The following is a 24,524-nucleotide window of genomic DNA, read 5'->3' on the forward strand; positions in this document are numbered from 1 at the left end:
CGCCCGGCTCAGCCCTGCGAACGCTCGTGCGCCAGCAGGGACCGCTTCACGTCGAGCCCGTAGTAGTAGCCACCCAGCGTGCCGTCCGTGCGCAGCACCCGGTGGCAGGGCACGAAGGGCGCGATCAGGTTGCGCGCGCACGCCGACCCCGCCGCGCGCACCGCCGCCGGGTTGCCCGACTCCGCCGCGAGCTCCGAGTAGGTCAGCGTCTCCCCCGGGGCGATCGCCCGCATCGCCTGCCAGGCGCGCTGCTGGAACGGCCCGCCGGGCTGCTCCACCGGCACCGCGTCCAGCGCGGTCAGGTCGCCCTCGGCGTACTGCTGCACGGCGTCGGCGACCAGCGCCGGGCCGGGCCCGGCCGCCCGCAGGCTCGCCGCGTCCACCGTGCGGGTGCCGCGTGCCGCCAGGTCCGGCGCCAGCCGCCCGATCATGTGCTCGGCGTCGGCGAAGCCCGCCGCGCGCACGACGCCCTCCGGGGTCAGCACCACCGTCAGGCCGCCCGCGGGGGTGGGGAGCGTGGCGACGAGCAGCGGGGCCGCCGGGGTCGCGGCGGTCGGCACGGCCCCGCCCGGGGCCGCGGGGGCGGGGGTGCGCGGTGCGGTGGTGGTCGTCATGGCTCCATCATGCGCCGGGCGCGGTGCTCGTTCTGGCGGTCCTCGGACATCGTGCTGGACGCGGCCGCCGTCAGCGGTCGCCGGCGGCGGTCCACAGGTGCTGCGCGGCGTAGCCCCGCCAGGGCCGCCACGCCGCCGCCCGGGCCCGCACCGCGCGCGCGTCCGGCGTCTCCCCCGCGTCCAGCAGCCCCACCTCGCGGCGGAGCACCAGGTCGCCGTCGGGGAACGCGTCCGGGTCGGCCAGCGCCCGCAGCGCCACGTACTCCGCGGTCCACGGGCCCACGCCCGGCAGGGCGAGCAGCGTCGCACGGGCCGCCGCGCGGTCCGCCGACGGATCGAGCACCAGCCCGTCCGCGACCGCCGCCGCCACGGCGAGCACCGTGCGCGTGCGCCCGCCGGTCAGCCCGATCGCCCGCAGCCCGTCCGGGCCCGCCGCCAGCACCTCATCCGGCCGGGGGAACGACCGCAGCCCGCCGGGGCCCGGCGCGCCGTGCGCCGCCACCAGCCGCTCCGCAAAGGTGCGCGCCGCCGCCGTCGACACCTGCTGCCCGAGCACCGCCCGCACGGCCAGCTCGTAGCCGTCCACCGTGCCCGGCACCCGCAGCCCCGGGCGTGCGGCCACGAGCGGCGCCAGGGCAGGGTCGTCGCCCAGCGCCGCCGCGACCAGCGCGGGATCCGCGTCGAGATCCAGCCACCGCCGCACCGCCGCCACGGTCCGGGCCAGGTCCGCGAGCGACGCCAGGTCCAGGTCGACGTCCACCCGCCGTCCGGCCGGGTCCAGCCGCACCGTCACCCGCGCCGGCCCGTTCACCGCCGGCACCAGACGCGTCACCCGCAGGTCACGCCCGCGCTCGGCCACCTCCATCCCGGGCACCGCGCGCCGTCCGACGTGCGCGAACCACGCCTCCGCGTCGAAGGGTCCGCGGTGCCGCAGGTGCAGGCTCAGGCCCGCGGGCTCCACCGGCGTGCGCTCGCCGGCGTCGGCCGCGGGCGCGGGCGTGCGGCGGGCGCGGCGCAGGTCGCGCGGCGGGGCGCCGAAGGCCGCGCGCATCACGTCGTTGAACTGCCGGACGCTCGCGAAGCCGGCCGCGAAGGCCACGTCCGCCATCGGCAGCGTCGTCTCGTCGATCAGGTGCCGCGCCAGCTGCGCCCGCCGTGACCGTGCCAGCTGCGCCGGCCCGGCGCCCACCTCGGCCACCACCACGCGTTGCAGCTGACGCGCGCTCACGTGCAGCCGCTCCGCCAGGCCGTCGACACCCACCTCGTCCACCACGCCCTGCGTGATCGCCCGCAGCGCGCGGGCGGCGAGATCGGCCCGCGCGTCCCACTCCCGGCTGCCCGGCAGCGAGTCCGGGCGGCAGCGGCGGCACGCCCGGAACCCGGCGGCCACCGCAGCGGCGGCCGAGCGGTAGTACCGGCAGTTCTCCGGGCGCGGGGTGCGGGCGGGGCAGGACGGGCGGCAGTACACCCCGGTCGAGGTCACGCCGAGGTACAGGCGCCCGTCGAAGCGCGGGTCGCGGCCGCTGACCGCGCGGTAGGCGACGGCGGGGTCGGGCCAGTCGGCGTCGTCCGGGGCGGTGGTGTCGGGCGCGGCGGGATCGACGGTGGTGGTCACCGGATCAGCCTGCCGCGCGCGCACCGCTCGATTCTGGCGGTTCTCGGACATCGCGGCGAGCGCGGTGGCCGCCGACGACCACCGCTCGGGCCGAGCGAGCGCCGGGTCGCGCCCCTGGGCCCTGCATCACTGTCGGGCGGCGGGTCCGCCTCGACGAACGGGTCGGCTCAGACCCCGGTGTCGCGCTGGTCGGGCAGGGTGCCGCCGAGCAGGTCGCGGACCTCGGTCTCGCGGTAGCGGCGGTGGCCGCCGAGCGTGCGGATCGAGGAGAGCTTGCCCGACTTGGCCCAGCGGGTCACGGTCTTGGGGTCGACCCGGAACAGGGTGGCGACCTCCGAGGGCGTGAGGAGGACCTCGTTCTCGGTGTGCGGGACGGACATTTCTACCTCCGAGGTGCTGTCCGGACGGGGGTGGCGTGACTCCTCGCGAGTCGCACCCACCGCGCTGGTGACATCAGGCCGGTCGTCACTCGTCATCGGGACCTACGTCCTCTGCCGATGTGAGAAGGACCTCATCGCGCTACCCCCTTCGCGCCCCCGCGTGACCACGGTGTCACGGGCGGACTCCACACAACTGGTACCAACGTCCCATCTCGGACATCTCGGACCGATGCGGACACTCTAGGTCGTACCGGACATGACTGCCCGTCGACGGTTGCTCCAACCGGGTGTCACCGACCCCGCTCCCCGAGCGGCCGGAACGGCGATCCGGGGTCCTGCGGCACCCCGTCCGCGCACCGCCCCGACCAGCGCCTCGGGCCGCTGCGCCCGACGTTCCTGCGGATCGCAGGGCCGTCGCGGATACCGACCGGGATCCAAGGAAGGTCGAACGGCCACCGCGCTCACCAGCGCGGATGGGTGTGGTGACGATCACACGATCGGACGGCGATCCACCCGTCCGCGCGACACCGCGCACCTGCTCCGTGCCCCGCGCACGCGCCGCGCGGAGCACGGAGGTGACGAGCGAGGTCGCTGCGGCCCGGACGCCGCCACGAGCCGGTCGGCCGGCCCCGTCCCGCGCGTCTCGCAGCCCGGGCGCGAGTGGTCGGAATGCGGGCAGACCATGTACCGTTACGACCGAACAGACGATTCAGCACCCCGGGGCCGCACGTGTGAGCACGGAGCCGCCCCGCTTCCACGTTAGAGGGGGTCGACGCCATGGGCCGCGGCCGTCAGAAGGCTAAGCAGACGAAGGTGGCGCGGGAGCTGAAGTACTTCAGCCCTGACACCAACTACCGGTCGCTCGAGCAGGAGCTCAACGCGCGTCACGGTGATGTCGTCACGGAGAGCCGACCGGAGTCCGAGGACGAGGGCGACGACTACTCTCGCTGGGCGGACGAGCGCTGAATCCGCCGGGCGGTGGGCGACCACGGTCGACCCGCCCACACCGCAGCAGCACCGCGGCCGCCATCGGCGCCCCGTGCTGACAGCGGCACCGCACCGCAGGCCCTGACCCGGCGTCGTCGTACCCCGACGGCGTCACGGTCCGGGCCTGCGTCGTCGCGGTGAGCGCCAGGGACGCGCGCCGTCGATCGCTGTCGTGCGCGCCGACGGCTCGACAGCAGGCGGCCGGCACGGACGCGTCCGTGCGGCGTCCACCACGCAGCCGCACCCGACCGCCCGGCTCGTGGCCGACTGGTCAGCGCCGGCGCGGCCCGTGGTCGCCAGGTCCGGCGGCCGCCCGGCCCGTCGCGACCAGGGACGCACCGGACCAGGCCGTGACGGCCCGTCCGCCGACCCCGGCGGTCAGACCGTCCGGTACGCCCCGGTCAGGCGCACGGCGCCGCCCTGCACGCCCTTGGTCCCCGCCACCAGGTCCGGGTCGTCCGCCCCGCGCTCCAGCGTCGCGGCGTCGATCGTGGCGACCTCGCCGAGCACCCACGCCGGCATCCCCAGCGCACGGGCGTGCGCGGTGACCGCGTCGGCGTGCTCCGGATCGACGATCGCGACCATGCCGACGCCGAGGTTCAGCGTGCGCTCCAGGTCGTGCCACGGCACCCCGCCGAGCCCCTGCACCAGCGAGAACACCGGCGGCAGCGTCCAGCCCGCGCGATCCACGTGCGCGACCAGTCCCGCGGGGAGCACCCGCGCGACGTTCGCCGCCAGCCCGCCACCGGTCACGTGGCTGAAGGCGTGCACCCCGCCGCCGGCGGCCGCGACCAGCGCCAGGCAGTCGGAGGCGTAGACGCGGGTCGGCTCCAGCAGCTCGGCACCGAGCGCGCGGCCGAGCTCCGGCACGTCGCGGTCCAGCGACCAGCCGGCCACCTCGACCACGCGGCGCACCAGCGAGTAGCCGTTGGAGTGCAGGCCGCTCGACCCGAGCGCCACCAGCACGTCGCCGGCGCGCACCCGCTCCGGCCCGAGCAGCCCGTCGGCCTCGACCACACCGGTGGCCGCGCCCGCGACGTCGTACTCGTCCGGTCCCAGCAGGCCGGGGTGCTCGGCGGTCTCCCCGCCGACCAGCGCCGTGCCGGCCACCGAGCAGGCGGCGGCGATCCCGCGCACCACGTCGGCGATCCGCTCCGGCACCACCCGACCGCAGGCGATGTAGTCCGTCATGAACAGCGGCTTCGCGCCGACCACGACGATGTCGTCCACGACCATGCCGACCAGGTCGAAGCCGATCGTGTCGTGCACGTCCATCGCCTGCGCGATGGCGACCTTGGTGCCGACCCCGTCGGTGGAGGTCGCCAGCAGCGGCTTGCGGTAGCCGGTCAGCGCCGAGGCGTCGAACAGCCCGGCGAAGCCGCCGACCCCGCCCAGCACCTGCGGCCCGTGCGTCGCCCGCACCGCGTCCTTCATCAGCTCGACCGCGCGGTCACCGGCCTCGGTGTCCACCCCGGCCGCGGCGTAGGTGACGCCACCCGGCGTCGGGGCGCTCACGGGTGCTCCAGCGCGTTCGCGCCGCCGGATCCAGGTACCACGGTCGTCAACCCGTCCTCCGGTGCCCCGAGGGGCAGCTCGCTCTGCTCCAGCAGGTGCTTGCCCAGCCGGTCGGCAGGCGGCAGCTCGATCGGGTACTTGCCGGTGAAGCACGCCGTGCACAGCTGCGCGGCGGGCTGCTCGGTCGCCTCGATCATGGCGTCCATCAAGATGTAGCCCAGCGAGTCGGCGCCCAGCGAGGCCCCGATCTCCTCGACGGCCAGGCCGTTGGCGATCAGCTCCGCGCGGGACGCGAAGTCGATCCCGTAGAAGCAGGGCCACTTCACCGGCGGGCTGCTGATCCGCACGTGCACCTCGGCAGCGCCGGCCTCCCGCAGCATCCGCACCAGGGCGCGCTGGGTGTTGCCGCGCACGATCGAGTCGTCCACGACCACCAGCCGCTTGCCCCGGATCACCTCGCGCAGCGGGTTGAGCTTGAGCCGGATGCCGAGCTGGCGCAGCGTCTGCGAGGGCTGGATGAAGGTGCGGCCCACGTAGGCGTTCTTGGTCAGACCCTGCCCGAACGGGATGCCCGAGGCCTGCGCGTAGCCGACGGCGGCCGGCGTGCCGGACTCCGGCACCGGGATCACCAGATCGGCCTCGACCGGGTGCTCCTTCGCCAGCCGGCGACCCATCTCCACGCGGGCGGCGTGCACGGAGCGACCGGAGATCGTCGTGTCCGGGCGGGCCAGGTACACGTACTCGAACACGCACCCGGCGCGCTGCTGCTTCTCGGTGAACCGGCGCGTGCGCAGGCCGTCGGCGTCGATCGCCACCAGCTCGCCCGGCTCGATCTCCCGCACGAAGGACGCACCGACGATGTCCAGCGCCGGGGTCTCGCTCGCGACCACCCAGCCGCGCTCCAGCCGGCCGAGCACCAGCGGGCGGACACCCTGCGGGTCACGCGCCGCGTACAGCGTGTGCTCGTCCATCCACACCAGCGAGAACGCCCCGCGCAGGCGCGGCAGCACCTCCATGGCGGTGGCCTCGAGCGTGTGGTCCGGGTCGCCGGCGAACAGGGCCGTCACCAGCGCCGTGTCCGTGGTGTTGCCCCGGGCGAGCTCGCCGCGCCGCTGGCTGCCGTAGCGCTCGGCCACCAGGTCGACCAGCTCGGCGGTGTTCGTCAGGTTGCCGTTGTGGGCGAGCGCCACCGTGCCGCCGGCCGTCGGGCCGAGGGTCGGCTGCGCGTTCTCCCAGGTGCTGCCACCGGTGGTCGAGTACCGGGCGTGCCCCACGGCGATGTGCCCGTGCAGGGCGTTCAGCGCGGTCTCGTCGAAGACCTGCGAGACCAGACCCATGTCCTTGTAGACCAGGAGCTGTTCGCCGTTCGACGTCGCGATGCCCGCGGACTCCTGCCCGCGGTGCTGCAACGCGTACAGACCGAAGTAGGTGAGCTTGGCGACCTCCTCGCCGGGAGCCCAGACCCCGAAGACACCGCATGCGTCCTGGGGGCCCTTCTCGTTCGGCAAGAGGTCGTGGTTGAGCAGTCCGTCTCCGCGGGGGGCCACGCGACCATGGTGACACACGCGACTGCGAGCGCCGAGCCGGGTCACCCGGTGGACGGGCGGTCGTCCGGTGCGTGGGCGGGGCGTCCGGTGGGTGGGCGCCGACCGGGGGTGCTGCGGGGTCAGCCGCGCGGGCGACGCCTGCCCGATCGCGCGGGTCGCGGGGCCGTCGGCTGCTGCGGGCGCCCGCGCACGCTGCGCCGGTCCGCCCGTGCCGCGAGCCCGCCGCCGACCAGCGCGCCGACCGCCGCGCCGGTCAGGGCCATGAGCAGCCGCACCGACCCCTGCCCGTCGAGCACGCTGATGAACGCCGAGCCGTCCGGGCGGATCGGGCTGCCCGGGCCCGCGACCAGCGCCGCCACCAGGCCGACCAGCGCACCGATCAGCGCACCGACCGTGAGGAACGCGCCGATCTTCGGGGCGCGGCGCACGTAGGCGTCCTGCGCGGTGGCGGCGATCTCGTCCTCGGAGGGCAGCGCGTCGGGCTCCGCGGGCTCGTCCGGCTGCGTCGGCGCCGGCGGGGCGTCGACCGCCGACTCGTCGGCGCCGGGCACCTCGCCGGTCACGTCCTCGTCCCTCGTCCCCTCGGCCACCCGCAGATCCTAAGCGGTCCCCGCCGCGCGACGAGGTCGGTGGTTCCTGCGCGAACACGCGGTGCAGAACCACCGACCTGGTGCGGAACCACCGACCTCGTGGGGGTCTGGAGGCTGCGGGGGGTGGGCAGGTGGGGGATGGGTAGGGTGCGGGGGTGGGTGCTGGTGGGGTGGAGACGTATCCGTCCACGATCGCCGCGGCCGTCGAGCACGAGCTGGTGGAGAAGAAGTCCCGGTTCCTCGCGCGGGCCGTGCCCGTGAGCACCGTCGCCGAGGCGGACGCCGTGATCGCCGCGGTCCGCAAGGAGCACTGGGACGCCCGCCACCACTGCGTCGCGCTGGTCGTCGGCACCCACGCCGACCAGCAGCGCTCCTCCGACGACGGCGAGCCCTCCGGCACCGCCGGCATCCCCATGCTCGAGGTGCTGCGCCGCCGCGCGCTGACCGACCTGGTCGTCGTGGTCACCCGGTACTTCGGCGGTGTGAAGCTCGGCGCGGGCGGCCTGGTGCGCGCCTACTCCTCCGCCACCTCCGAGGTGCTCGACCGCGCGACCCTGGTCCGGCGCACCGCCGCGGTCACCGTCACCGTCGACGTGCCGCACACCGATGCCGGCCGGGTGCAGGGCGTGCTGCGCGAGTGGTGCGTGGGCCACGACGCCGTGGTGCAGGACGTCGCCTACGCCGCCGAGGCGCGGGTCACGCTGCTGGTGCCGCCGTCGGGGCTGGACGCCCTGGACGCCGTGCTGGCCGAGGCGAGCGCGGGGCGGCTGGCCGGGGTGCGCGGCGACGTGGTGGTGCTGGCGAGGTAGGGATCGCGCCGCGGCATCAGGCTCCACTGCCCAGAACGGCGCGCACGATGAAGTCGATCACGAGGAGCGCCGAGGCCAGCAAGGTGCAGGCGTGGATCTCGAGACTCCGCTTCCGGGCGGGGCTCATCCCCGCAGCACTGTGCCGGGGTGCGCCCTCAAGCGACGGATCCGGTGTCGTGCGCGAAGACGGGACCTCGAGGTCCTCCGGCCGCAGATACCGGATCAGGGCTGTCAGGGTGATGAGCACCACGAGCAGGCCGAGTCCGCGGCGGGCAGCTCGGCACCGAGGATCAGCCCGGCGAGGCCACCGATCAGCGCGATCGCTGCACCCACCCACCACAGCCTCCTGATCTTCCGGCATTCAAGCTCCACCGCCAGGGCGAACCATCCGGCAAGACCCATCACCACGGTCACCCGCACCCACCCGCACCTGCCGGCGACAGCTCATCCGACACGTCGGTCATCCGTTCAGGAGAACGAGCACGACGCCCGAGAGGAGTGCCCAGTAGACCAGGTCGCGATCACCCGGGACGACGAACTTCGACGCCACCCAGTCGACCGGTCTTCCCGCACGTTCCCACCGGCGGCGATCCCGCTCCTCGAACATCGCCCGCGTTCCCGCGACAGCAGCCCACGACAGGCAGACGATCGACACGACATGTGACAACTCCAGAAGCCATCGCTGGTGCGTGAGACCGGCGATCACCATGCCTCCGAGACCGAGGACCATCGCGGCAAGGACGCCCGCAAAGGAGAGCACCGACGAGTTCCCGTTGCGTGCGGACATGTCTGGCGGGGTGCCGTAGGCACGGTCGTACAGCCGACAGGCGAGCTCCCACCTCGACTCTCCAACCGGCTGGATACCCTGCACCCACCAGCCCGCCGCGGCGACGACGACGTAGAGCCAGCGAACCGTGCGACCTCGTCGCTCAGTCATCGCAGCCAACCGACGCTGCCACGAAAATGAACGCCGGCCCCGCGAACGAAAGCCCGATTTCGCCCCGGTTCGACCACCGGCCCGCTTTGCTCCACCATGTGCCGGTACGCGTGATCGCACTTCCCGCCGCCGCCCGCACGGCCGACGTCCGGCCGGCCCAACTGGCGAGCTGACCCGCACCCGGGATAACTCCCGTCACGCTGGCTATCCCACTTGCCACGTCACCTGCGGCGAAGTCTCGGTAAGCACCGTTTGCCGCTCCGGCAGTGACCGCGGCACTATACGCCCGGCCGACACCAGCGCTACCCCGATAGGCGTGGTACAGATCAGGCGCAATGATCGATATCTTCCCTCCCACCGTCGTCCCGTAAGGCAACGTGATAAGGGAGGCAAACGCTCCACCAACGGACCCACCTCCGTACATGGTGCTGTCGTAGTCCACTGCGTCGTCAAAACCCATCTCGTAGTTGATCAGGTCACGGATCGCCTTCGTCCCGCCGAACGTGACGGTGTCTCCGAAACCTGCCAACCAGTCGCTGGAGTCCTGCAACCAGTCCAGCCCCAGCGGGTCGACGAACTGCAACGGATTCCCTGCGGTGTACCCGTACAGCAGCAACGTCCCGTCACGCAGCGGGTCGACCGACACGAACTGCGCCGTCGCCGGGTCGTAGTACCGCGCACGCAGGTACACCAGACCGGTCGGGTCGGTGTACTCCCCCGCGAAGCCGAAGGCGGTGACCTCCAGCACGGGGACGAGCCCCGCGACCTCCGTCGGCGACCCGTACACCGAGTAGTCCGACCCTGCCACGACCGTCCCGATCGCATCGGTCACCGATCGCACGGACCCCAACGCGTCGCCGTGCAGGTAGTGCACCGTGCCGTCGTCGTCTCGCTGCGAGAGCGGTGCCGAGCCGACACCGTAGACGTAGCGATGCGCGCCGTCGGCGAGCAGCGTCGGCACCGACCTGGCGGTGTCCCAGACGAAGGTCTGTTCCGCCGAGGACCCGTCCGACCCGACGAGCCTGGCCGAGGTCCGCAGGCCGTCACCGTCGTAGGTGTAGCTCCACGTACCGCCGGCATCACGCAGAGCGCTGAGCCGATCGGCGCCGTCGAACACGAAGGTGCGTGACCCGGAACTGCTGGACTCGGACACCCGGTTGCCCCGGGCGTCATAGCCGAAGTCCATCACGCTCCCGTCGTCGGCGGTGCTGCGGCTCGGCCGACCCGCCACGTCGTAGGCGAGTGCGGTCCCGTCCGGGAGCGTCGCGACGTCGCCACCCGCGGTGAAGCCGACGTCGCCCGCACCCGTGCCGGACACCGAGTCGACGCGGGACACCTGGTCCCAGGTGTACTCCGAGGTCGTGGGTGCGATCCCTGCTGCGCGCTCTGTCGTCGCCGAGGACAGCAGGCCGGCATCGGTGTAGTCGTACGCGAGGTCGAGCAGCTCAGCACCCGACTGGCCCGTCGTCGACATCGCCGCGATCCGCCCGGCGCCGTCGTAGGCCGTGTCGGTGGTGACGCCGTTCGGGTACGAGGTCGTGTCCAGATCGCCGTCGGCGGTCCAGGTGAAGCCGTAGACACCTCCGTCGCTGTCCGTGACCGAGGTGAGCAGTCCGGTCGCGTCGTACTCGCGGGTGACGACGCTTCCGTCCGGATAGGTGAGCCCGGTGAGGCGCCCCGCGAGGTCCCACGAGCGACTGACCTTGCCCGCGGGCGTCGTGGTCGAGGCCGGACGGCCCGCCTCGTCGTAGGTGTAGGTGGTTCTCCCAGACCCGTCCGACAACGAGGTGCGGCGGCCGGCCGCGTCATAGGTGTAGGCGACGTCGGCCGTCCCGGTCGGGTGGTCGACGAGGGTCACACGGGCCACGGCGTCGTACCGGTACGCCGTCACCGCACCGTCCGGGTGCTCGACCTGCGTGAGGCCACCTGCGAGGTCGTGACCGAATCGAGTCACCGTCCCCGCGGGATCCGTTCTCGCGACCACCTGGCCCGCACCGTCGTACTCGTAGGCGGTGACAGCGCCGGCCGCGTCCGTGTAGGAGGTCTGACGACCCGCGGCGTCGTACGCCCACCCGAGGGAGGTGCCGTCGCCTCGCTGGACTTCGACGACCCGGCCCGCGGCGTCGTAGGACGTGGTGACCGATCGACCGTCGGCGTCCGTGACGCCCACCGGTCGTCCGTTCGCGTCGTAGCGGGTGGATGCGACCTTGCCGAGCGGATCGACGACCGACGTCTGCCGGCCGGCGGCGTCGTAGCCGTACCGGGTGACCGCGCCGGACGGGGCCACGGTGGAGGTCCTGCGGCCAGCCAGGTCGTAGGTGTACCGGGTCTCGCGCCCCTCGGCGTCGACGACGGCCGCGAGCGCACCGGTGGCGTCGTAGGTGTACCGGGTCGTCCCGCCCAGCGGGTCGACCGTCGATGCGACGCGTCCGCCGGCGTCGTAGGCGTAGCGCGTCGTCCCTCCCGACGGGTCGATCGTCGCGACGAGTCGGCCGGAGGTGTCGTACTCGGCGCTCGTCACGCGCCCGTCCACGGCTTCGACCTGAACCGGGTTTCCGGCAGGGTCATATGTCGTCGTGGCGGTCTCGCCGAGGGCATCGGTGGTCGAGGTCGGGCGACCGGCGGCGTCGTAGGTCCAGGTCGTCGTCACCGACGTCGACCCCGATCCACCGGGTGCCGGCTCGACCAGCGCGGTCACGTTGCCTGCCGCGTCGAACGAGCGCTGCGAGCGACCGCTGTCCGGCAGGTGCTCGACGTCCCGGCGTCCTCGGGCGTCGTAGCCGTAACGGGTGACGTGACCCACGGGGTCGGTCACCGTCTCGATCGAACCGTCCGGGGTGTATGTCCACCGTGTCACGGCACCGTCCGGTGCGGTGACCGCGAGGAGGTTGCTCCGGTCGTCGTAGATGAACCGCGTCGTCTCGCCCTCCGCGGTCGTCTGGGCGACGAGGTTATCCGCCGCGTCGTACTCGGCGGTCCTTGTCTGCCCGAGCGGGTCCGTCTCCGAGGTGCGGTTGCCACGGTCGTCGTACGTGTACCGCCAGGTGTTGCCGAGGGGGTCCTTGAGCGACTCCACCTGGTTCGTCGCGTCGTAGGTGTAGGAGGTTGTGGCGCCACGCGGAGACCAGGTCGTCTCCTGGTACACCTGACCGTCCCGGTGCAGCTCGCGGGTCACGGCACCATCCGGCTTCGTGACCGTGGTACTGCCGGTCGCGTAGGCGAACGTCAGCACGCCTCCCGCCGGATCGGTCTGGCTCGTGACCTTGCCGTAGCCGTCGTACGTCTGGCTCGTCATTCCGCCGAGCGCGTTGGTCATCGACACGATGCGGTGCGACGCGTCGTAGACGTAGGAGGTCACCGAGCCGTCCGCCGCGGTCACCTGCACGAGGTCGCCCTGCGACGAGTAGCCGTAGGCGACCGCACGCCCCGCATCGTCCACGATTCGCGCGACACGGTTGCCGTCCCAGCTGAGGTCGAGCGCTCCAGCACGCCCGGACACTCGACGGAGCCGGCCGTCCTGCTCGTCGTAGGTCAGGCCGAGCGCGGTCCCATTGCGGTCACGCACGGCGATCAGCTGTCCCGTCAGGTCGAAGTCGAACACCTCTCCAGACGTCCGACGCGTGAGCTCGAAGCCGTCGGCGGTCGCGACCAGATCAGCGAGCACGAAGTCGGCGGCCTGATAGCTGCCGTCGGTCTGACGCACGAATCCGAGCTGGCTGCCGTTCTCCTGCTGCACGCCCAGGACCGGGCTCTCGGCGAGCGAGACGCCGACGTGGCCGGACAGGCTCATCTCCCATCCGAAGCGCCAGCCGTAGCCGAGCGCTCCTGCCACCGCCGCGCGTGACGACCCGTACGAGCGCTTCGCCTCGAGCGTCGGGCCGACGGTGTCCGGGTTGACGGCGAGGTCCGTGAGCGACTCCCAGAACTCGCCCGTCACGGAGTTGACCGGATCACCGTGGCACCGCTGCGCGCACGACTGCGAGGGGTTCGATCCACCCTGCGTGGAGGAGGCCGGTGGAGTCGTGGGCAGGCCGGTGTTGGAGATGCTGACCGGGCCGATGGAGTCGATGATCTCGCTCGGCCCGGGAAGATCGTCACCCGGAGGCATGCTCTTGCTCGCGTAGGCGGTGTAGGTGCGCGTCTCACCCGGCGGGACGAGCACGCTGATGTTGCACAGTCCGTGCTCACGCAGGTCACCTCGGTCGCGGCTGGTGGTTCGCCCGACGTCACACCGCCCAGCCAGGGCGCCGGCCGCGTCGTAGACCGACACCACGTCCAGCACCGTTGGCCTGTCGGTCGCCAGGTACAGCCATGCCTGCGGGTCGTCCTGGGTCACCACCGGCTCCGAGACCGTCATCGACTCGAAGAAGGTCACCCGCGGGTCGGGAACGTCGCCCCGCACCGTCACGGGCCCGATCGAGTCGAGCACGTCGGCCGGATCTGGAGGTGTGTCGGCACGTTGCCGCGACTTCGTGGCGAACGCCGTGTAGGTCCGGGCTTCCCCCGGCGAGACCGCGACGCTCACGTTGCACGCTCCGGACTTCCGGAGGTCGCCACGATCACGGTAACCACCCAGACCGTAGTCGTTCCAGCACTCTCCGATCCGGACGCCCGTCTCGTCGTAGACCGATACCACGTCCGCTGCGGTGAGCCGGTCCGCCGCCACGTACAGCCAGGCCTGCGACTCGGGCGCGTTGACGACCGGCTCGGACACGGTCATCGACTCCAGGAACGTGACCCGCGGGTCGAAGCCCTCGCCTCGGAGCGTCACCTGGTCGGTCGAGTCGATGACGTCGGCCGCATCGGGAGCACCCGACACCGGGGGCATGGTCGTCGTCGCGTACGCGGTGAACGTCCTGGACTCTCCCGGTGCCGCACGCAGCGAGGACGTGCAGCTGCCGTAGTCGGTGAGCCACCAGTCCCTCGGGCCACCGCACCACGCCACCCGGGCCTGGTCCTGGTCGTAGACCGCGATGTAGTAGGACGTGCCGATCCGATCTGCGGCGATGTAGAGCTCCGCGCGAGGATCGTTCGCGTGCACCACCGTCTCGGAGAGCACCAACGGCTCGAGCAGGGACACCCTCGGGTCGAGCCCCTCGCCTCGGACCGTGACGGGGCCCGCGGTGTCGAGCACGTTCTCGGCCGTCGGCGGGCCGACCGTCGGCGGTGCGGACGTGGTGACGTAGGCGGTGAAGGTCCGCGACTGCCCAGCAGCCACCTGCACCGAGGCGTTGCAGGAACCCTGTTGTCCGACGGAGTAGTACCGCGAGCCACCGCAGGACGCGACGAGCCGCCCGTCCTGGTCGTAGAACGCCACGTACCGCGCGGACCCGACCCTGTCGAGCGACGCGTACACCCACGCCTGGGTGTCGTTCGCGTTCACCACGGGCTCGGAGACGGAGAGGGAGTCGAAGCGTGGCTCACCCGTCAGCGCTCCCTGGGCGACGCCCGTCACCGACACGGGCGCGGACACCAGCACCGCATCGGCCGGCAGCACTCCAGAGTCGGGGATCCCCTCCGTGACGTAGGCCCGGAACACCCGGGTCTGCCCCGGCTCGACACTGACCATCGGAGTGAGGCGTTGGCTGCCCCAGGTGCTTCCGACCCGCTCACCCCGGTCGTCGAACACCGAGAGCACATACGGACGCACCACTGGCTCGGTGAGGCGGACATCGACGTACGCGAACGGGTTGTTCGACGTGACCTGCGAACGGGTCACCGACATCGACCGGATCTCGAACTCCGCGTGCACCCGGTCCACGGTGACCGGGGCGGACACCGCCAACGCGTCCGCCGGGATCGCCCCGTCCGGCGGGGTCCCTTCGGTGACGTACGCACGGAACGTGCGCGACCCGCCCGTGCTCATGTCGATGCGTGGGTTGAGAGACTGGCCGCCGCCGGACCAGCTGATCCGGTTTCCGGCATCGTCGAACAGCGAGAGCACGTAGGGGCTCTTCACCGGCTCCACCATGCGCACGTCGACCTGCACCCAGGGGCTGTCCGGCGTGACGTGATCGCGAGACGCGGTGATCGACCGGAAGGCGACATCCGGGACCAGGTCGTTGCGCACGGTGATCTCCGCGGACGTCGCCAGCGCGTCCTCGGGCACCGTTCCGTCAGCAGGCTCTCCGGCGGTGACGAACGCCCGGAACGTCCGCGCCGTCCCGGCTGGCACCTCGACTCGAGGAGTCGCCCGCCGGCCGTAGGTGGTGGTCGACACCCGCACCCCGGTCGTGTCGAAGACCGACAGCACATACCCCGACGGCAGCGGCTCGACGAGCCGGAGATCGAGGTAGGCGAACGGGTTGACCGCAGACACCCGCTCCCGTGACGTCGAGGCAGACCGGAACTCGAACCCGGTGTGCACGCTCGCGACCTCGATCCAGCGCGACACGGCGACGATGTCATGGGGCACGCCCTGCTCGGGTGGCGCGCTCTCGCTGATGTAGGCGGTGAACCTGCTGGTGCCGAGCGCCGGGACGGTGACACGCGGCGTGCATCGGGTGCCGGTGCACTCCGCGACGCGGGTCCCTGTCGTCTCCTCGTACACGGACGCGTAGTAGCTGCGTCCGTCCACGCTCGCTGTGAACCGCGCGTCGAGGTGGAGGTTCGGGTTCGTCGGCGTGACCTGGTCGCGGCTCGCCGTGAACGAACGGATCAGCGGCCGCTCGCCCGCGGCGATAGGAGCAGCGGCAGCGGCTTCGGGCACGGGTCCGCCGAGCGGCACCATGACCACAGCCAGCAGCAGCGCGAGGAGAAGGCTGATCGCGCGCGCCTGAGAGAAACCTGCACCGTTGCGGTGTCCCGCCTGAGAGAAGGCCATGCATCGACGCTAGGCCAGTTCCGAGACGACCCTCGACGATTTGCGTGGTGCGTGATTCCGGCCTTCTCTGGGCCTGGAGACCCTGTTCCGGCCGGCTGGAGGCGCCCTCAGCCCCGCTGCCGCGTGGCCTGCAACGGCAGCCACGCCGAGATGTCGGCCCGCTCCCCCGAGGCGCGCACCCGCCCGTCGGCGACGGCCTCGTGCCAGTCGACCCCGCCGGTGACCAGGCCGAGCCAGGTCTGCGGGTCGGTCTCGACGACGTTGGGCGGGGTGCCGCGGGTGTGGCGGGGGCCCTCGATCGCCTGCACGGCACCGTCCGGCGGGACGCGGACCTCGACGGTGTGGCCGGGGGCGACGTCGGCGAGCTCCTCCAGGGTGAACCGGACCGCGGTGCGGCGGGCGGCGACGTCGGCGGGGGCGGTGCGCCAGGTGGTGACGGCGGCGCGGCCCACGGCGGGGTCGGTGCGGCGACGGGGAGGCATGGATCCATTGTCCGCCTGACAGGCGCGGCGCGGTGCGCTCCGGCGGGGTCGCCGAGGCCGATCCCCGGGCCCACCACCCGGGCGCGCGGCCTCAGCCCGCGTTCGCGGCGAGCTCGCGGGCGATCTCCGGCCACCACGTCCCGGCCGCCGGGCCGCCGTTGCAGGTGCCGTCGGACTCGCCGGGGCGCTTGACCCAGAGCAGGGCGTCCAGCGCGGTGCCGTCGGCGACCAGGGTGGGGGCGTCGCCGAGGGCGCGGCCCCGCGGGTTGCACCACTCGCTGCCGGAGGGGCCGTTGCCGTTGCGGGAGGTGTCGATCACGTAGCGGAGCCCGCCGGTCGCGGCGCTGATCTGCTCGCCGTAGGCGCGGGAGTCGGCGGTGGTGCGGTAGTTCGACACGTTGAGGGCGAAGCCGGCGAGGTGCTCGGTGCCGATCTGCTGGATCCGGCGCGCGGCCTCGTCGGCGGACAGCCAGGCGGCGTGCCCGGCGTCGAGGTAGACGTGCGCCCCGGCGGCGTCGAGCAGGGCGGCGGCCTGGCGCAGCAGCCCCGCACGGTCGCCCTGGCCGTCGCAGTCGCCGAGCTGGGCCAGCGCGTCGGGCTCCAGCACGACCCAGGGCTCCCCGGTGATCCCGTCGGCGATCTGGCCCACCCAGGCCAGGTAGGCGTCCTGCGCGGCGCCGCCGGCGGAGTGCTGACCGCAGTCGCGCCCGGGGATCCCGTACACGGTGATCACGCCGGTCTGCCCGGCGGCGGCGGCACGGGCGGTGTAGTCGGCGGCCTGGGCGCGGGCGGCGGCGGGGTCGGTGCCGGTGATCCAGAGCGCCTGCGCGGTGCCGGCGATCCGCTGCGCGGCGATCCGGTCCTCCCCGGTGGCGCTCGCCGCCGCGTCGACGGCCTGGCCGGTGGTGTCGACGTAGAACGTGCCGTCGCCGTCGCCCGGAGCGACGGGGGCGGCCACCGGCGCCTCGACGGGCTCGCCGCAGACGTCGCCGTCCAGGGTCACCGCGTCGACCTGCGGGGTGGCGTCGCCGCGCGCGCCGTTGAAGCCGATGGTCACGGACTCGCTGGCCGCGAGGTCGAGGTCCCAGTCGGGCGCGGTGACCTGCACCGGGGCCCCGTCGGCGCCGTCGTGCAGCAGGGTCACCGGCCACAGCTCGGTCACGTGGGCGCCCTCGGACAGGTCGAAGGTGATCTGCCAGTGCTCACCCGTGCCGGCTGTGCTGGTGACGACGAGCTGGGCGCCGAAGCCCTGCGGCCACTCGCCGGTGACGGTGAAGTCCGCGGTGCACGCGACGAGCGGGTCGAGGTCCCCGGTCACGGCGGCCGACGCGGTCGGGCTCGGGGACGCCGTGGGCGCGGCCCGGTCGGCGCCGTCGGAGCCCCGGCCGAGCACCAGCCACAGCACCGCCGTGATCAGGAGCATGGCGCCGAACAGGGTGCCCACCAGGGTGAGCGAGGCCCGCCGTTCGCGGTTCATCAGGTCCTCTCCCGGCGGCGGGCCCGCGCCCCCGCTCGCGCACAGGGTAGGGCTGCGGCCATCAGATCACCCCGAGCGCGAGCATCGCGTCAGCCACCCGGGTGAACCCGGCGATGTTGGCGCCCACCACGTAGTCGCCCTCGGCGCCGTACTCGGCGGCGGTCGAGGCGCAGCGGTCGTGGATGCCGCGCATGATCTCGGCCAGCCGCTGCTCGGTGTGCTCGAAGGTCCACGCGTCGCGCGAGGCGTTCTGCTGCATCTCCAGCGCGGAGGTCGCCACGCCGCCCGCGTTCGCCGCCTTGCCGGGGCCGAACAGCACCCCGCCGGAGCGCAGCACCTGCACCGCCTCGGGGGTGGTGGGCATGTTGGCGCCCTCGGCGACCGCGACCACGCCGTTCGCCACCAGGGCGCGGGCGTCGTCCCCGTCGAGCTCGTTCTGGGTGGCGCAGGGCAGGGCGACCTCGGCGGGCACGTCCCACACCCGCGCGCCGGTGGCGTACCGGGCGCTGCCCCGCCGCTCGGCGTAGGCCTCGACCGGCAGGCGCTCGGTCAGCCTCACCTGCTTGAGCAGGTCGAGGTCGAGCCCCTTCTCGTCCACGACGGCACCGCGCGAGTCGGAGCAGGCGACCACGTGGGCGCCGAGCTGCTGGGCCTTCTCGACGGCGTGGATCGCGACGTTGCCCGCGCCGGAGACCACGACGCGCAGCCCCTCCATCGAGCGCCCCCGGGTGCGCAACATCTCCTGGGCGAACAGCACCGTGCCGTAGCCGGTGGCCTCGGTGCGCACCAGCGACCCGCCCCAGCCGATCCCCTTGCCGGTGAGCGCGCCGGACTCGTAGCGGTTGGTGATCCGCTTGTACTGCCCGAACAGGTAGCCGATCTCCCGGCCGCCGACGCCGATGTCGCCGGCGGGGACGTCGGTGTGCTCGCCGATGTGCCGGGCCAGCTCGGTCATGAACGACTGGCAGAACCGCATGACCTCGGCGTCGGAGCGCCCGCGCGGGTCGAAGTCGGCGCCGCCCTTGCCGCCGCCGATCGGCAGGCCGGTCAGCGCGTTCTTGAAGATCTGCTCGAAGCCGAGGAACTTGACGATCCCCAGGTACACCGAGGGGTGGAACCGCAGGCCGCCCTTGTAGGGGCCGAGCACGCTGGAGTACTCCACCCGGAAGCCCCGGTTCACGTGCGTGCGCCCGGCGTCGTCCACCCACGGCACACGGAAGATGATCTGCCGCTCCGGCTCGCACAGCCGCTCGAGCACGGCCGCCTCGGCGTACTCCGGGTGGGCGTCCATCACCGGGCCGAGCGAGGCGACCACCTCGTGCACGGCCTGGTGGAACTCGGTCTCACCGGGGTTGCGCCGCAGGACGTCGTCGACGACGGGGACGAGCAGGTGGTGCACGATCGGGCTCCCTGATCAACGGTGGGCAGGTCGCCCGCCACCCTAGGCACGGATCGGCGCCCGCCCGCGCGCTGTCCAGGAATCGGTCGGTCGACCGACAGATTTCTCCGGGAACGACGACGGGCGGGGACCGTGGTGGTCCCCGCCCGTCGGTGCGCGATCAGCCGAAGATGCCCGGCAGCGTGCTCTCGTGCGCGAGGCGGGCCTCGGCCAGCGACAGCGTGAACAGCCCGGCGACCTCGACCGCCGGGGCGTGCACGTGGTCGTCCGGCAGGTCGGCGGTGGGGGCGCCGGCGCCGGGGGCGCAGGTCTCCGCGGTCTGGCCGATCGCCAGCGCCGGGACGCCCTGCGCGGTGCACAGGTCCGCGAAGCGCACGGCCTCGCTGCGCGGCACCGCGACCAGCGCGCGGGCGGTGGACTCGGAGAACAGCGCCTCGAACTCGGTCACGCCGTCCCGGGCGCACAGGGCGGCCAGGTCGACCTGCACGCCGACGCCGTAGCGCAGGCTGGACTCGACCAGCGCCTGCGCCAGGCCGCCCTCGGACAGGTCGTGCGCGGCGTCGACCAGGTCGTCGCGGGACGCCTTGACCAGCACCTCCGCCAGCCGGCGCTCGGCGGCCAGGTCGACCTGCGGCGGGGTGCCGCCGAGGTGCGCGTGCACGACGTCCGCCCACGCGGAGCCGTCCAGCTCCGGGCGGGTGGTGCCGAGCAGGTAGACCGTCTGGCCCGCGGTGGTCCAGCCGGAGGGCGTCGCCTCGGCGACGTCGTCGATCACGCCGAGCACGCCGACCACCGGGGTCGGGTGGATCGCCGAGTCGATCTTGCCGGGCTCGCCGGTGCCGTTGTACAGCGAGACGTTGCCGCCGGTGACCGGCACCGACAGGGTGCGGCAGCCGTCGGCCAGCCCCTCGATCGCCTGCACCAGCTGCCACATGGAGGCCGGGTCCTCCGGGCTGCCGAAGTTCAGGCAGTCGGTGACGGCGAGCGGGCGGGCGCCGGTGGCGGCCACGTTCCGGTACGCCTCGGCGAGCGCGAGCTGGGCGCCGGTGTACGGGTCCAGCTTGGTGTAGCGGCCGTTGGCGTCGGTGGCCAGGGCCACGCCGAGGCCGGTCTGCTCGTCCACCCGGATCACGCCGGAGTCGTCCGGCTGCGCGAGGGCGGTGTTGCCCTGCACGAAGCGGTCGTACTGGTCGGTCACCCACGCCTTCGAGGCGAGGTTCGGCGACGCGAGCAGGGCGAGCACGGCGGCGCGGATCTCCGCCGGGGTGCCGGGGCGGGCGTAGCGGCTCGCGCCCTCCGGGGTGCTCAGCGAGTCGGCGACCAGTCCGTCCTGCCACTCCGGCCGCGAGTACGGGCGGTCGTAGACCGGGCCCTCGTGCGCGACGGTCTTCGGGTCGACGTCCACGATCCGGTGGCCGTGGTGGTCGATCGTCAGGCGGCCGGTGCCGGTCACCTCGCCGATCACCGCGGTCTCGACGTCCCACTTGCTGGTGATCGCGAGGAAGGCGTCGAGCTTCTCCGGCGTGACGACCGCCATCATCCGCTCCTGCGACTCCGACATGAGGATCTCGCCGGCGGTCAGGGTGGGGTCGCGCAGCAGCACGGCCTCCAGGTCGACGTGCATGCCGCCGTCGCCGTTCGAGGCGAGCTCGCTGGTCGCGCAGGAGATGCCGGCGGCGCCGAGGTCCTGGATGCCCTCCACCACGCGGGCGGCGTAGAGCTCCAGGCAGCACTCGATCAGCACCTTCTCCATGAAGGGGTCGCCGACCTGCACGCTGGGCCGCTTGGACGGCTTGGTGTCGTCGAAGGTCTCCGAGGCGAGGATCGAGGCCCCGCCGATGCCGTCGCCGCCGGTGCGAGCACCGAAGAGCACGACCTTGTTGCCGACGCCCGAGGCGTTGGCCAGGTGGATGTCCTCGTGCCGCAGCACACCGAGGCAGAGCGCGTTGACCAGCGGGTTGCCCTGGTAGGAGGCGTCGAAGACGAGCTCGCCGCCGATGTTCGGCAGGCCGAGGCTGTTGCCGTAGCCGCCGACGCCGGCCACCACGCCGTGCACGACGCGGGCGGTGTCCGGGTTGTCGACCGCGCCGAAGCGCAGCTGGTCCATCACGGCCACCGGGCGGGCGCCCATCGAGATGATGTCACGGACGATCCCGCCGACGCCGGTCGCGGCGCCCTGGTACGGCTCCACGTAGGACGGGTGGTTGTGCGACTCGACCTTGAAGGTCACCGCCCAGCCGTCACCGATGTCCACCACGCCGGCGTTCTCGCCGATCCCGACCAGCAGGTGCTCGTTCATCTCCGGCGTGACGCGCTCGCCGAACTTCTTCAGGTGCACCTTGGACGACTTGTACGAGCAGTGCTCGGACCACATCACCGAGTACATGGCGAGCTCGGCGGCGGTGGGCCGGCGGCCGAGGATGTCCCGGATCCGCTGGTACTCGTCCGGCTTGAGACCGAGCTCCGCGAACGGCTGCTCGAGGTCGGGGGTGCTGGCGGCGTGCTCCACGGTGTCGGCCACGTGACCGGCGGGGGTGGGCTCGGCAGGGTGCTGCGAGGCGGTGGCGCTGGTCATCGATTCCCTCGGGCTGGTGGCCCGGTGGCGTGGCGCGACCGGGCAGAGGACGGGCGTCGGAGGACGGGGACCAGGCTACTCGTGCGCGGGGCGCCTCCTATCCTCGGGGCCGTGGGCGACGTGCGGACGGGTGGTCGAGGAGTGCTGGCGGCGGGCGTCGTCGTGCTCGTGGCGGGCTGCGGGATCCTCGGGCCCGATCCTGCGCCGGCACCCACGCCCACCGCCGCGACCACGACCGCTGCCCCGGGCACCCCCGCCCCGGTCGCCGCCCAGCCGTTGACCGTCGGCGACCTCACCGTCACCTGGTCCGTCCCCGCCGGCGCACCCGTGCCCACGCCGACCGCCGACGAGGACGGCGCCACCACCCTGGACGTCACCGTCGGCGCCGACGGCACCGCGCTCACGATCACCCCGCCCGCCGGGACCACGGCCACGGCGCTGGCGGACGGCTCCGTGGTGCTGCGCCGGGACGGGGTGTTCGCCGCCGGGATCACCACCGTGCGCACCGCGAACGTCACCGCCCCGGCCGCGGCGGTGCAGGCCGACGGGTCGATCGAGTGGACGGGGCAGACCGGGGCGTCGGCGGCGGTCACCCTGGCCACGGTGGCGGTGCGCGACGCGACCTGGGCCGAGCGGGGCGACGAGGGCGGGCTGAGCCTGATGGTCGAGCCGAGCACCTGGGCGCGGTCCGGCGGCCTGGCGGTGGACGAGGGGCTGTGGGTGCAGCTCACCGCGATCGCCCCGGACGCCGCGACGCAGGCGGTGCACGACCAGCTCACGTGCCACACGATCGGCGCCCCGGACAAGGACACCTGGAACCTGGAGCCGTGGCGGCCGGACGTCGGCCTGCTCGCGACGCTGTCGGCGCGCTGCAACCCGTCCGCGTGACGGACGGCACGTCCGCGGGTCGGACAGCCACTGATACAGTCTTCAACATCATGCGCCAGACCACCCTCCGTGCCCGCACCCGCGACTGTCGACCCCTGTCGGCCGCCGCGTGCTGTTGTCGCTGAGCCTGGTCGCCCTCCGGCGCCTCGCGTCCCGGTCCTGACTCCCGCCGTGCCCCGCACGGCCAAGCAGCACCTGAGCCGACGCCCCACGCTCTGACCGACTGCACCCCGCACGTCCCGCCCGCACCCGGGCCCACGTGCACCCCGTCGCACCCACGCCGCCGTCGCGCCCTGCCGACGGTGCGTCCGCGACCGTCCGTGCCCCCTGCTCCACCCCTCCCCCGGAAGGACACCTCCCGTGAGATCCCGCCGCTCCCGCGCCTCCCTCGGCGCAGCCCTGGCCGTCGTCGCCGCCCTGGCCCTCGCCGCCTGCGGCTCCGGCTCCGGCTCGAGCACCGCCGACGGCTCCACCGGCACCGCCGACGCCTCCGCCGAGATCGTGATCGGCTCCACCAACGAGCCCACCGGCCTGGTCCGCAACGTCGGCGGCTCCTCCGGCGTCTCGCAGACCATGACCCGCAACGTCTTCGAGGGCCTGACCTCGGTGGACGTCGACGGCTCGGTCATCCCGACGCTGGCCGAGTCCTGGGACGTGTCCGAGGACGGCCTGACCTACACGTTCCACCTCCAGCCGGACGTGGTGTTCCACGACGGCACGCCGCTGACCGCGGACGACGTGGTGTGGAGCATCAGCCAGGCCATCGCGCCGGAGTCGAAGAGCGCCCGCAAGAGCGACCTGCTGGTGATCCAGCAGGCCACCGCCGTGGACGACGCCACCGTCGAGCTCGACCTGTCCCGCCGCTCGCAGGGCCTGACGTTCTACCTGGCCTCGGTGACGATCGTGAAGGACGGCGACACCGAGCTCACCACCGACAACGGCACCGGCCCCTACCGGTTCGTCGAGTGGGTGCAGGGCGACCACCTGACGATCGAGAAGTTCGACGACTACTGGGGCGAGCCCGCCAAGAACGCCGGCGTGACGTTCCGGTTCTTCCAGGACACCACCGCGCTGAACAACGCGCTGCTCACCGGCGACCTGGACCTGGTGATCGCCGAGGACTCCCCGGACCAGCTCGTGCAGTTCCAGGACAACCCGGACTTCACGATCTCCGAGGGCACCTCGACCACCAAGCAGATCTGGGCGTTCAACGATCGTGAGGCGCCGTTCTCCGACGTCCGCGTGCGCCAGGCGCTGTACAAGGCGATCGACCGCGAGGCGATCCTCTCGGCGGTGTGGGACGGCTACGGCCAGGTGATCGGCTCGATGGTCCCGCCGACGGACCCGTGGTTCGTCGACCAGGCCGACGTGCACGCCTACGACCCCGACGCCGCCGAGGCGCTGCTCGCCGAGGCCGGCGTGACCGACCTGACGATCTCGGTCGACTACATCCCGGACGACACCACCGAGGCGATCCTCGCGCTGCTCACCAAGAACCTCGCGGCGGTCGGCGTGACGCTCACCCCGAACCCGATCGACGACGCCACCTGGTACCAGAAGGTCTACACGGACCACGACTTCCAGACCACGCTCATGGGCCACGTGAACCCGCGCGACGTGCTCTGGTACGCCAACCCGGACTTCTACTGGGGCTACGACAACGCCCAGGTGCAGGAGTGGGTCACGCAGGCCGACGAGGCGACCACCGAGGCCGAGCAGGTCGACCTGCTGACCCAGGTCAACGAGACGATCGGCGAGGAGGCGGCCTCCGCCTGGCTGTACCTCGACCCGCAGATCCGCGTCGCCCGCGCGGGCATCACCGGCTTCCCGGTGGACCAGGTGACCGAGTCCTTCTACGTCGCCGACATCGTCCGGGAGTCCTGAGA

Annotated in this window: 18 protein-coding genes; 4 read left to right on the plus strand and 14 right to left on the minus strand. The window is 73.1% G+C overall.

From position 1 onward, the window contains the following. Positions 1-8: 8 nt before the first annotated feature. The 3 genes from ACZ5HG_RS17195 to ACZ5HG_RS17205 form a co-directional block, all read right to left on the minus strand. Positions 9-614 carry a methylated-DNA--[protein]-cysteine S-methyltransferase gene (locus ACZ5HG_RS17195; protein WP_464178566.1) on the minus strand — a complete coding sequence of 202 codons (606 nt, stop codon included), beginning with the start codon at positions 612-614 and terminating at the stop codon, positions 9-11. Between the two features lie 70 nt (positions 615-684). Continuing rightward, positions 685-2,229: a DNA-3-methyladenine glycosylase 2 family protein gene (locus ACZ5HG_RS17200; protein WP_464178568.1), complete on the minus strand. Its 1,545-nt coding sequence runs from the start codon at positions 2,227-2,229 to the stop codon at positions 685-687. Positions 2,230-2,396: 167 nt separating this feature from the next. Next, positions 2,397-2,609 carry a BldC family transcriptional regulator gene (locus ACZ5HG_RS17205; RefSeq protein WP_464178570.1) on the minus strand — a complete coding sequence of 71 codons (213 nt, stop codon included), beginning with the start codon at positions 2,607-2,609 and terminating at the stop codon, positions 2,397-2,399. A 777-nt stretch (positions 2,610-3,386) separates the two neighbouring features. Between ACZ5HG_RS17205 and ACZ5HG_RS17210 the strand changes: the two genes are divergently transcribed. Beyond that, positions 3,387-3,575, plus strand: coding sequence for a DUF3073 domain-containing protein (locus ACZ5HG_RS17210; protein WP_464178572.1), 189 nt, complete (start codon positions 3,387-3,389; stop codon positions 3,573-3,575). 399 nt (positions 3,576-3,974) lie between these two features. On the opposite strand, the gene purM is transcribed toward ACZ5HG_RS17210, so the two are convergent. From purM to ACZ5HG_RS17225, 3 genes are all read right to left on the minus strand, one after another. Then, a complete protein-coding gene (purM, locus tag ACZ5HG_RS17215) occupies positions 3,975-5,111 on the minus strand; it encodes a phosphoribosylformylglycinamidine cyclo-ligase (RefSeq protein WP_464178574.1) in 1,137 nt (378 codons plus the stop codon). Beyond that, a complete protein-coding gene (gene purF, locus ACZ5HG_RS17220; RefSeq protein ID WP_464178576.1) occupies positions 5,108-6,658 on the minus strand; it encodes an amidophosphoribosyltransferase in 1,551 nt (516 codons plus the stop codon). Before purF ends, purM begins: the two co-directional genes overlap by 4 nt. 119 nt (positions 6,659-6,777) lie before the next feature. Next, a complete protein-coding gene (locus tag ACZ5HG_RS17225) occupies positions 6,778-7,248 on the minus strand; it encodes a histidine kinase (protein ID WP_464178578.1) in 471 nt (156 codons plus the stop codon). A gap of 170 nt (positions 7,249-7,418) precedes the next feature. On the opposite strand from ACZ5HG_RS17225, the gene ACZ5HG_RS17230 reads away from it, so the two are divergent. Next, positions 7,419-8,057, plus strand: coding sequence for an IMPACT family protein (locus ACZ5HG_RS17230; protein WP_464178580.1), 639 nt, complete (start codon positions 7,419-7,421; stop codon positions 8,055-8,057). Positions 8,058-8,073: 16 nt separating this feature from the next. On the opposite strand, the gene ACZ5HG_RS17235 is transcribed toward ACZ5HG_RS17230, so the two are convergent. The 8 genes from ACZ5HG_RS17235 to purL form a co-directional block, all read right to left on the minus strand. After that, positions 8,074-8,304, minus strand: a complete 231-nt coding sequence (locus ACZ5HG_RS17235) for a hypothetical protein (protein WP_464178582.1) — start codon at positions 8,302-8,304, stop codon at positions 8,074-8,076. Continuing rightward, positions 8,289-8,477, minus strand: a complete 189-nt coding sequence (locus ACZ5HG_RS17240; RefSeq protein WP_464178584.1) for a hypothetical protein — start codon at positions 8,475-8,477, stop codon at positions 8,289-8,291. Before ACZ5HG_RS17240 ends, ACZ5HG_RS17235 begins: the two co-directional genes overlap by 16 nt. Positions 8,478-8,517: 40 nt before the next feature. Beyond that, the gene (locus ACZ5HG_RS17245; protein ID WP_464178586.1) at positions 8,518-8,994 is read right to left on the minus strand and encodes a hypothetical protein; all 477 of its coding nucleotides are present in this window, start codon (positions 8,992-8,994) and stop codon (positions 8,518-8,520) included. Continuing rightward, complete coding sequence (locus ACZ5HG_RS17250) at positions 8,987-15,817, minus strand: RHS repeat-associated core domain-containing protein (protein ID WP_464178588.1); 6,831 nt, start codon at positions 15,815-15,817, stop codon at positions 8,987-8,989. Before ACZ5HG_RS17250 ends, ACZ5HG_RS17245 begins: the two co-directional genes overlap by 8 nt. Positions 15,818-15,924: 107 nt before the next feature. Beyond that, positions 15,925-16,299, minus strand: coding sequence for a sterol carrier family protein (locus tag ACZ5HG_RS17255; protein ID WP_464178590.1), 375 nt, complete (start codon positions 16,297-16,299; stop codon positions 15,925-15,927). A 91-nt stretch (positions 16,300-16,390) separates the two neighbouring features. Next, positions 16,391-17,776: a glycoside hydrolase family 6 protein gene (locus ACZ5HG_RS17260; protein ID WP_464178592.1), complete on the minus strand. Its 1,386-nt coding sequence runs from the start codon at positions 17,774-17,776 to the stop codon at positions 16,391-16,393. 61 nt (positions 17,777-17,837) lie between these two features. Continuing rightward, positions 17,838-19,175, minus strand: coding sequence for an NADP-specific glutamate dehydrogenase (gdhA, locus tag ACZ5HG_RS17265; protein ID WP_464178594.1), 1,338 nt, complete (start codon positions 19,173-19,175; stop codon positions 17,838-17,840). Positions 19,176-19,335: 160 nt separating this feature from the next. Continuing rightward, a complete protein-coding gene (gene purL, locus ACZ5HG_RS17270) occupies positions 19,336-21,750 on the minus strand; it encodes a phosphoribosylformylglycinamidine synthase subunit PurL (protein WP_464178596.1) in 2,415 nt (804 codons plus the stop codon). A gap of 111 nt (positions 21,751-21,861) precedes the next feature. Here purL and ACZ5HG_RS17275 point away from each other — a divergent pair, with 111 nt between their 5' ends. Together ACZ5HG_RS17275 and ACZ5HG_RS17280 are read left to right on the plus strand one after the other, a co-directional pair. Next, a complete protein-coding gene (locus ACZ5HG_RS17275; protein WP_464178599.1) occupies positions 21,862-22,638 on the plus strand; it encodes a DUF2599 domain-containing protein in 777 nt (258 codons plus the stop codon). A 360-nt stretch (positions 22,639-22,998) separates the two neighbouring features. Continuing rightward, positions 22,999-24,522 carry an ABC transporter substrate-binding protein gene (locus ACZ5HG_RS17280; RefSeq protein WP_464178601.1) on the plus strand — a complete coding sequence of 508 codons (1,524 nt, stop codon included), beginning with the start codon at positions 22,999-23,001 and terminating at the stop codon, positions 24,520-24,522. The last annotated feature ends 2 nt before the right edge of the window (positions 24,523-24,524 follow it).

Source organism: Cellulomonas sp. GTC20042 (assembly GCF_055389595.1).

What these genes read in the sequence shown, in the direction of transcription:
- ACZ5HG_RS17260 (WP_464178592.1), bottom strand. Translation starts at nt 17,776, where the DNA reads ATGAACCGCGAACGGCGGGCCTCGCTCACCCTGGTGGGCACCCTGTTC.
- ACZ5HG_RS17245 (WP_464178586.1), bottom strand. Translation starts at nt 8,994, where the DNA reads ATGACTGAGCGACGAGGTCGCACGGTTCGCTGGCTCTACGTCGTCGTC.
- purL (WP_464178596.1), bottom strand. Translation starts at nt 21,750, where the DNA reads ATGACCAGCGCCACCGCCTCGCAGCACCCTGCCGAGCCCACCCCCGCC.
- ACZ5HG_RS17210 (WP_464178572.1), top strand. Translation starts at nt 3,387, where the DNA reads ATGGGCCGCGGCCGTCAGAAGGCTAAGCAGACGAAGGTGGCGCGGGAG.
- ACZ5HG_RS17255 (WP_464178590.1), bottom strand. Translation starts at nt 16,299, where the DNA reads ATGCCTCCCCGTCGCCGCACCGACCCCGCCGTGGGCCGCGCCGCCGTC.
- ACZ5HG_RS17195 (WP_464178566.1), bottom strand. Translation starts at nt 614, where the DNA reads ATGACGACCACCACCGCACCGCGCACCCCCGCCCCCGCGGCCCCGGGC.
- ACZ5HG_RS17205 (WP_464178570.1), bottom strand. Translation starts at nt 2,609, where the DNA reads ATGTCCGTCCCGCACACCGAGAACGAGGTCCTCCTCACGCCCTCGGAG.
- ACZ5HG_RS17250 (WP_464178588.1), bottom strand. Translation starts at nt 15,817, where the DNA reads ATGGCCTTCTCTCAGGCGGGACACCGCAACGGTGCAGGTTTCTCTCAG.